The organism is Streptomyces katrae (assembly GCF_000966975.1).
Taxonomy (GTDB): Bacteria; Actinomycetota; Actinomycetes; order Streptomycetales; family Streptomycetaceae; genus Streptomyces; species Streptomyces katrae.
Genome location: NZ_JZWV01001142.1, coordinates 1 through 6369 on the forward strand (window position 1 = coordinate 1; position 6369 = coordinate 6369).

Annotated in this window: 5 protein-coding genes and 2 pseudogenes; 6 read left to right on the top strand and 1 reads right to left on the bottom strand. The window is 73.2% G+C overall.

Translation table 11 applies throughout. The features are described 5' to 3' along the window. Positions 1–129: 129 nt before the first annotated feature. From VR44_RS33815 to VR44_RS33840, 6 genes and pseudogenes are all read left to right on the top strand, one after another. Positions 130–1437 carry a sensor histidine kinase gene (locus tag VR44_RS33815; RefSeq protein WP_045951469.1) on the top strand — a complete coding sequence of 436 codons (1308 nt, stop codon included), beginning with the start codon at positions 130–132 and terminating at the stop codon, positions 1435–1437. Beyond that, positions 1434–2099 carry a response regulator transcription factor gene (locus VR44_RS33820; protein ID WP_045951464.1) on the top strand — a complete coding sequence of 222 codons (666 nt, stop codon included), beginning with the start codon at positions 1434–1436 and terminating at the stop codon, positions 2097–2099. The genes VR44_RS33815 and VR44_RS33820 overlap by 4 nt, the downstream gene beginning before the upstream one ends. Before the next feature lie 62 nt (positions 2100–2161). Beyond that, positions 2162–3610, top strand: coding sequence for a peptidoglycan D,D-transpeptidase FtsI family protein (locus VR44_RS33825; RefSeq protein WP_045951465.1), 1449 nt, complete (start codon positions 2162–2164; stop codon positions 3608–3610). Positions 3611–3674: 64 nt separating this feature from the next. Further along, entirely contained in the window at positions 3675–4166 is a 492-nt protein-coding gene (locus VR44_RS33830; protein WP_045951466.1) for a GNAT family N-acetyltransferase, read from the top strand. 110 nt (positions 4167–4276) lie between these two features. Further along, positions 4277–4984, top strand: a complete 708-nt coding sequence (locus tag VR44_RS33835) for a DsbA family oxidoreductase (RefSeq protein ID WP_045951467.1) — start codon at positions 4277–4279, stop codon at positions 4982–4984. A gap of 260 nt (positions 4985–5244) precedes the next feature. Beyond that, positions 5245–5985: pseudogene (locus VR44_RS33840) on the top strand (DNA/RNA non-specific endonuclease); the annotation flags it as partial. 168 nt (positions 5986–6153) lie between these two features. On the opposite strand, the pseudogene VR44_RS46605 reads toward VR44_RS33840, so the two are convergent. Then, positions 6154–6369: pseudogene (locus VR44_RS46605) on the bottom strand (alanine--glyoxylate aminotransferase family protein); the annotation flags it as partial.

Consider the following 6369-nt stretch of genomic DNA (forward strand, 5'->3'; position numbering starts at 1 on the left):
ACAGGGGGCCGGCGGGGGAGACGAGGACCGAGGGGGAGAGCCGTGAGCGGCAACGGCGACGGCGGCGGCAGGGTGCGCGGCTCAGGGCCGGGGCGGGCGGCAGGGGCGGCAGGAGCGGCAGGGGGTGCGCTGCGGCGGTGGACCGGGCCGCTGGTGGGGGCGCGGGCCCGGCTGCGGTGGGTGCACCTGATACTCGGCGGGGCCCTGCTGATGCCCTACCTCCTGCTCGCCCAGGTCGTGGTGGGTGCGGCGGCCGGCGGGGTCAACGTACTGGCCTCCCTCCCGCTCACCCTGCTCTCCTACGCGGCCTCCCTCCCGCTGGTCGCCCTGACCGGGCTGTTCGGGCTGGTACGGCCGCTGTCGGCGACGGCCGCCCGGGCCATGACCGGGGTGCCGGGGGACCGGCTGGCGGACGGCCCGGCCCGGTCCTGGGCGGCCCGCCGGCGGGCCTCCGCCTGGTGGACCCTGCACCTGGGCATCGGGGCGCTGGTCAGCGGGATGAGCCTGGCGGTACCGCCCATGGCAGTGGTGCTGATCGTCATGCCCCTCTCCGGAACCCTGCGGGCCTCGGTGTGGGGGACGTACCTGTTCAGCGCGGAGGCCGAGCCCTACCTCTCCCCGCTGCTCGGAGCCGGGCTGCTGGCCGGCCTCGCCGCCGTCTGCGCCGGCGCGGGGGCGCTGCTGGCCCGGCTCGCGCCCGTGCTCCTCGGGCCGACCGCAGCGGACCGGCTGGCCGCCGCCGAGGAACGGGCCGCCGACCTCGCCGTGCGCAACCGGCTGGCCCGCGAGCTGCACGACGCCGTGGGCCACGCCCTCAGCGCCGTCACCCTCCAGGCGGGGGCGGCCCGGCGGGTGCTCGACAGCGACCCGGCGTTCGTCCGCGAGGCGCTCGCCGCGATCGAGGAGACCACCCGGCGCACCGTGGGCGAGCTGGACGCGGTCCTCGGCCTGCTCCGGGACGGGGACCCGGCCCGGGCCGACGCCATGCCCGCCCCGACCCTGGCCGGCGACCTCGACGGGCTGCTGGCCCGCACCCGGGCCGGCGGCACCGTCCTCACCGCCGAGCAGGACCCCGGACCGGCCGGGGACTGGGCGCAGCTGCCGGCGATCGCCTCCCGCGAGGCGTACCGGATCGTCCAGGAGGGCCTGAGCAACGCCCTGCGCCACGGCACCGGCCCCATCACCCTGCTGATCCGCGTCCACACCACCGACGGCTCCCGCGAACTGGAGATCACCATGACCAACCCGCCCGCCCCGCCCCCGCACGCCCACGACGGCGGCCGGCCACGCACCGGCGGAGGCCGCGGGCTGCGCGGCGCCTCCGAACGGGCCGCCCTCCTCGGCGGCCGCGTCGAGGCCGGACCGCACGGGGAGACCTGGCGGCTGCGGGCCGTCCTGCCGCTCGGCACCACTACGGCCCCGGGAGGCGGGCGATGAGCCGGCCGCCGCTGCGCGTGGTCATCGCCGACGACGAGCGGATGGTCCGCACCGCCCTGCGGGTCATCCTCGACGCCGAGGCCGGACTGGAGGTCGTCGGAGAGGCCGCCACCGGAGCCGAGGCCGTCTCCCTGGTGCGCTCCCTGGCCCCCGACGTCGTCCTCATGGACGTGCGGATGCCCGAGATCGACGGCATCCGGGCCACCGAGCAGATCCTCGCCACCATGCCCGACCCGCCCAGGATCGTGGTCGTCACCACCTTCGAGAACGACGACTACGTCTACGACGCGCTGCGCGCGGGCGCCTCCGGCTTCCTCCTCAAGCGCGCCGACCCCGACGAGCTGATCGGCGCGGTCCGGCTGGTCGCCCGCGGGGACTCCCTGCTCTTCCCCGCGGCCGTCCGCTCCCTGGCCGCCGCCCACGCCGCGGCCGCCCCGCCCGCACCCCCGGCCTGGGCGGCCCGGCTCACGGACCGGGAGGCCGACGTCCTGCGCCTGATGGCCACCGGACTGTCCAACCACGAGATGAGCGAGCACCTCGGCGTCGGCCCGCAAACGGTCAAGACGCACGTGGCGGCCGTCCTCGCCAAGACCGGCTCCCGCGACCGCACCCAGGCGGTCATCGCCGCCTACGAGGGGGGATTCCTGATGAAGAGAACCTGAGAAACCGGCCACAATCGGGGCGCAGCGGAACGCGCGGGCCCGCCGGAACGTCCTTCTGGGGGATGAACAAGACGATCAGGCGTGCGTCGGTCTTCTGTCTGCTTCTGGTGCTGGCCCTTTTGGTGCGGGTCACCTGGGTGCAGGCGTACCAAGGCCAGGCCCTCGCAGACAACAAGAACAACCGCCGCAACCTCATCGGGCAGTACGAGAACCCGCTGGGCAACATCATCGTCGGCGGGACGGCCATCACCGGATCGGAGAAGACGGGCGGCAAGGACTTCGGGTACAAGCGGACCTACACGGACGGCCCCCTCTACGCGCCGATCACCGGCTACAGCTCCCAGGCCTTCGGCACGAGCATGCTGGAGGGCGTCTACAAGAACGTCCTCAACGGCTCGGACAGCCGCCTGAAGACCGTGATGGACATCCTCACCAACAAGCGGGCCTCCCCGGGCAACGTCCTGACCACCATCGACAAGGACGTGCAGAAGGCCGCCTACGACGGCCTCGACGGCAAGCAGGGCGCCGCCGTGGCCATCGACCCGGCGACCGGTGAGATCCTCGCCGTGGTCAACAACCCCTCCTACGACCCGGGCCGGATCTCCGGCGCCAACGACAAGGCCGCCTGGGACGAGCTCGCCGCCGACAAGGGCAAGGCCATGGAGAACGTGGCCCTGCGCAAGCCCCAGGCCCCCGGCTCCACCTTCAAGCTGGTCACCCTGGCGGCCGCGATCGAGAACGGGCTGGTCACCAGCATCGACCAGCCGACCGGAGTGCCCGGCAACTACACCATCCCCGGCACCCGCACGAAGCTGCCCAGCGAGGCCGGTGACGAGGCCTGCAACAACGTCTCCGCCCGCACCGCCCTCAAGCTTTCCTGCAACAACGTCTTCGCGGAGCTGGCCTCCAAGCTCGGCCAGGACAAGATGCGGGCCATGGCCGAGAAGCTCGGCTTCAACACGCAGATCGACACCCCGGTCCGCACCAACCCGCCGAGCAAGTACCCGACGAAGAAGCTGTCCGTCGACCAGATCGCGCAGACCGGTATCGGCCAGTTCGACGTCCAGGCCACCCCGCTGCAGATGGCCATGGTGACCTCCGCCATCGAGAACGGCGGCAAGCTCGCCGCGCCGCACATGGTCTCGGAGGTGACCGACTCCGGCGGCACCGTGCTGGAGAGCTTCAAGGAGCCGAAGACCCAGCAGGTGATGAACCCGAAGACCGCCTCGATGCTCCAGGACGCCATGCGCACCGTCGCCACCGAGGGCGGCGGCAAGCCCGCACAGGTGGCGGGCGCCGAGGTCGGCGGCAAGACGGGCACCGCCCAGCGCGGCGTGAACAACAACATCCCGCCCCTCGCCTGGTTCACCTCGTACGGCAAGGCGGGCGGCAAGCAGATCGCGGTGGCGGTGATGATCGAGAACTCGGACACCGACCGCTCCGAGATCGGCGGCGGCAGGCTGGCCGCGCCGATCGCCCAGAAGATGATGGCGGCGTGGCTGAAGAAGTAGCCACCGCCTGAAGGGCCTGCGCGCGCCGGGAACCGAACGGGGTTCCCGGCGCGTTCCCCATCCCATGATCAGGACCGCACTCCTCGAAGATCTGGACGCCATCGCCGCCCTCCACACCCGGGCGCGCGCCACCTACTACCGGGGCCGCATCCCCGAACAGGCCTACGCCGGCGAGGCCGAGCTGGCCCGCAGCCGCGAGGGCTGGTCCCGTGCGGTGAGACGGACGGAGGCCGAGGGCCGGGTCTTCTGCGCCGAGCGGGACGGGGAGATCACCGGAGTGGCCGCCTACCTCACCGCCGACGGCGAGACCACCCTCACCCAGCTCCACGTGGACCCCGTCCACTGGCGCCGGGGCACCGGAGCCGCCCTGCACGCCGCCTGCGTCGCCGCCTGGCGCCGGGCCGGAGTCGAACGGGTCCGCCTGGAGGTCTACGAGCACAACCTCCGCGCCCAGGCCTTCTACGCCTCCCACGGCTGGCGCCCCGACCCCTCGGCCGTCCCCTCCGGCTCCCACCGCACCCTGTGGCTGGAGGTGGGGGAAGCGTCCGGGGAATGAGACGCGACGGCGAATGGTTGAACCACAAACCGTTTCGCCCGGCGGAACCCCGCCCGAACCGGCGGAACCCCGCCCGACCCCCCACCCGGAATCCGGAGAGAAGAAGGATCATGCGCGTCGAGATCTGGAGCGACATCGCCTGCCCCTGGTGCTACATCGGCAAGGCCCGTTTCACGAAGGGGCTGGCCGAGTTCGCGCACCGCGACGAGGTGGAGGTCGTCTACCGCTCCTTCGAGCTCGACCCCCACGGCGCCAAGGGCGTTACCGCCCCCGTCCTGGAGATGCTCGCCCGCAAGTACGGCCGCACCCTCGAAGAGGCCCGCGGCATGGAGGAGCACGTCGCCGCCAGCGCCCGAGCCGAGGGGCTGGACTACCGGACCGACGGCCGCGACCACGGCAACACCTTCGACATCCACCGCCTCCTCCACCTCGCCGCCGCCCGCGGCCGCCAGGTGGAGCTCCTCGACCTCGCCTTCCGGGCGAACTTCGCCGAGGAGCGCTCGGTCTTCGACCCGCAGGTGCTGCTCGACCTCGCGGTGGAGGCCGGACTGGACGAGGCGGAGGCCCGCGCGGTCCTCGCCGACGACTCCGCCTACGCCGCCGAGGTCCGGGCCGACGAGCGGGAGGCGGCCGAACTGGGCGCCAACGCCGTCCCGTTCTTCGTCCTCGACCGCCGCTACGGGATCTCCGGCGGCCAGCCCGCAGAGGTGTTCACCCAGGCCCTGGAGCGGGCCTGGGCCGGCCGCGAGCTCCCCGAGCCCGCCGCCGACGCAGAGGCCTGCGAGCCCGACGGGGCCTGCGCCGTTCCCCAGGCCTGAGCAGCCGGCCTCTCGTCCGGGGCGCCCGCGTACCCCGTACCGGGCGCCCCGCGGCCGTGACCCGCACCTTCCGCAGGCCCGGACGGCCGGACCCGCTCGCCGCGCCGCCCCCGCGTCCCGGCCGTAGGCTGGACGTGCGCGCGCACGCCGGCGTCGGCCTGCTCGCAGGGGGCACTTCCCGGCCGCAGCTGGGGGCGCGTCAGTTCACTTCGGCTTCACCCCGCTCGGGGCACCCGACTCCTTTACGGAAGGAGACCCCGATGGCCGCTGAGAGGCGTACGTCCGCCAGCCCGACCCTGGACCGGCCGGCCACCGCCGGCCCCGAGCCCCCGACCGCCGGGTACGACCCGGGCTTCCTGGCCGTGCCGGTGGGCACCCCGTCGCTCGACCCCTCGATCAAGGACACCGCCGTACGGCTCGACGGCTCCGAAGTGCTCCCGTACACCCACTTCTCGCTGGCGCTGAGCAAGCCGCGACGCTTCGCCATCTGGGTGGCCTGGAACATAGACGGCGGGGCGCTCAAGAAGCTCAGCCGCGCGGGACTCGACTTCGTCACAGACCCGCGCGTGCCGGCCGAGGACCAGGTCGACAACGACCTCTACAAGGGCGGCAGCGCCAACCGGCTCGACCGGGGCCACATCGCGCGCCGCGCCGACCTCTGCTGGGGCCCGCTGCCCGAGGCACAGCGGGCCAACAAGGACTCGTTCTTCTACACCAACATCACTCCGCAGATGGACGACTTCAACCAGAGCAGGCGCAACGGCCTCTGGGGAAGGCTGGAGGACGCGGTGTTCGAGGACGTCGACGTCGACGACCTCAAGGTGAGCGTGTTCGGCGGACCGGTCTTCCAGGAGGACGACCGGGTCTTCCGCGGAGTGCAGATCCCGCGCGCCTTCTGGAAGATCATCACCTTCATGGACCAGGGCACCTGCAAGGCCAAGGCCTTCCTGCTGGCACAGAACCTCGTCCTCCCCGAATCCCTGGACCTCGACGAGTTCCGGGTCTTCCAGGTCAAGGTCACCGAGATCCAGAAGGAGGCCCACATCAGCTTCCCCGCCGCGATGACCGACGCGGACACCCTGGTGGTGCCGCAGTCGCTGGGAGCTGGGAGAGCGGCAGCCGCTGGAGAGCCAGGCCGACATCGACTGGGGCTGACGGCGCGCCCCCTCCTACCAGGCGGCCGAAGCCGCCTCCAACGCCGCCTCCGGGTCCGCCGACAGGGCCGACGCCAGGGCGCGCAGCGACGCCACGACCGCCTCCCGCGAGGCCGCCGGGCCGTAGTGGTTGACCCGGACCATCTCCCGCGCCAGCACCCCGCCGCCCGCCGCGAGCGGGGCCGAGGCATCCGCGGCCAGGGCCCCGGCCACCACCCGCGAGGCGTCCGG

What these genes read in the sequence shown, in the direction of transcription:
- VR44_RS33825 (WP_045951465.1), top strand. Translation starts at nt 2,162, where the DNA reads ATGAACAAGACGATCAGGCGTGCGTCGGTCTTCTGTCTGCTTCTGGTG.
- VR44_RS33820 (WP_045951464.1), top strand. Translation starts at nt 1,434, where the DNA reads ATGAGCCGGCCGCCGCTGCGCGTGGTCATCGCCGACGACGAGCGGATG.
- VR44_RS33830 (WP_045951466.1), top strand. Translation starts at nt 3,675, where the DNA reads ATGATCAGGACCGCACTCCTCGAAGATCTGGACGCCATCGCCGCCCTC.
- VR44_RS33835 (WP_045951467.1), top strand. Translation starts at nt 4,277, where the DNA reads ATGCGCGTCGAGATCTGGAGCGACATCGCCTGCCCCTGGTGCTACATC.